Source organism: Arthrospira sp. PCC 8006, from assembly GCF_046480465.1.
GTDB classification, from domain to species: Bacteria; Cyanobacteriota; Cyanobacteriia; order Cyanobacteriales; family Microcoleaceae; genus Limnospira; species Limnospira platensis.
In genome coordinates this window covers 1-1264 of sequence record NZ_PKGG01000461.1, presented here as the reverse complement: position 1 = coordinate 1264, position 1264 = coordinate 1, and the positions used below count along the sequence as shown (strand labels likewise).

At 45.5% G+C, this 1264-nt stretch carries 2 protein-coding genes; both read right to left on the bottom strand.

Features of this window, described 5'->3' with window-relative positions; all coding sequences use genetic code 11:
* A partial coding sequence (locus B9T16_RS28770; RefSeq protein WP_410246400.1) for an Rpn family recombination-promoting nuclease/putative transposase occupies window positions 1-863 on the bottom strand: 863 nt, incomplete at its 3' end.
* Between the two features lie 4 nt (window positions 864-867).
* Window positions 868-1264, bottom strand: a 397-nt coding sequence (locus B9T16_RS28765) for a DUF2887 domain-containing protein (protein ID WP_410246399.1), incomplete at its 5' end; no start/stop codon positions are given.

The following is a 1264-nucleotide window of genomic DNA, read 5'->3' as shown; positions in this document are numbered from 1 at the left end:
AAGATTTCGGCGATCGCTTCCGAAGCATAACCCAGGTTATTCAAACGTAGGACAATGTTTCGCGTGATTTCTTCGCGACCTTCCTGGCGACCTTCCTGGCGACCTTCCTGGCGACCTTCCTGGCGACCTTCCTGGCGACCTTCCTGGCGACCTTCTAGGCGACCTTCCTGGCGACCTTCTAGGCGACCTTCTAGGCGACCTTCCTGGAGACCTTCCGTAAAGGCTTCTTGATAGAAACGAGTTTGTTTTAAATCAGTTAATCCTAACATTCTAGCAATCTCCTCGCGACTAGCTTGGGGTAGTTTATAGACTACAATAGTTTCGATTAAATCAATGATATCGCGTCTCAGGGGGGCTGGTGGGAGTATTTGTTGAGCTTGTTCAATCAGTTGTTGGGCTGATGCTATAGCTACAGACTCCGATGCGACTACTAACTTAATGATACCTACCCCTAAGCCGTTTTCGCCTTCCAACTCGTCTAGGTAAATGCGGGTCACTGCTTCGGAGTTGAGAATTTGGCTGAAGTGTTGAGACTTTTCGCGCTCTGTGTTACGGTTAGGGTAAATAACTACAACTCTCCAGGGGTAAGGGGGTTGATACTGTCGCAAATATAGGAAAAGTTCCGCAAAAATCCGATAGTACAGGTCATCGTCCGGTTGAAATTGTACTTCCGTCAGATAAAAGGGTTGGTTAGGGTTGTCGGTACTGGGGAAGAATAACCCATCTAAGCGAAAGGCGAGTTGTTTGACTTCTAGATTGGTGAATTGATATTGATCAGCTTCTGTGGGAGGAAGGTTCAGCAGTTCAAAGAAGCTGCGCGGGTATTGTTGGAAGATGCGGTAAAATATGCTATCGGTTTTCACTGGCTTATGATGAGATTGGTGATCGGAAATTCATTGAACCCTGGAAAATGGGTTGATATGACTCTAATAATGCTATAGTAGCACCTACTGATTGATAGAAACGAGTTTGTTTTAAATCAGTTAATCCTAACATTCTAGCAATCTCCTCGCGACTAGCTTGGGGTAGTTTATAGACTACAATAGTTTCGATTAAATCAATGATATCGCGTCTCAGGGGGGCTGGTGGGAGTATTTGTTGAGCTTGTTCAATCAGTTGTTGGGCTGATGCTATAGCTACAGACTCCGATGCGACTACTAACTTAATGATACCTACCCCTAAGCCGTTTTCGCCTTCCAACTCGTCTAGGTAAATGCGGGTCACTGCTTCGGAGTTGAGAATTTGGCTAAAGTGTTGAGACTTT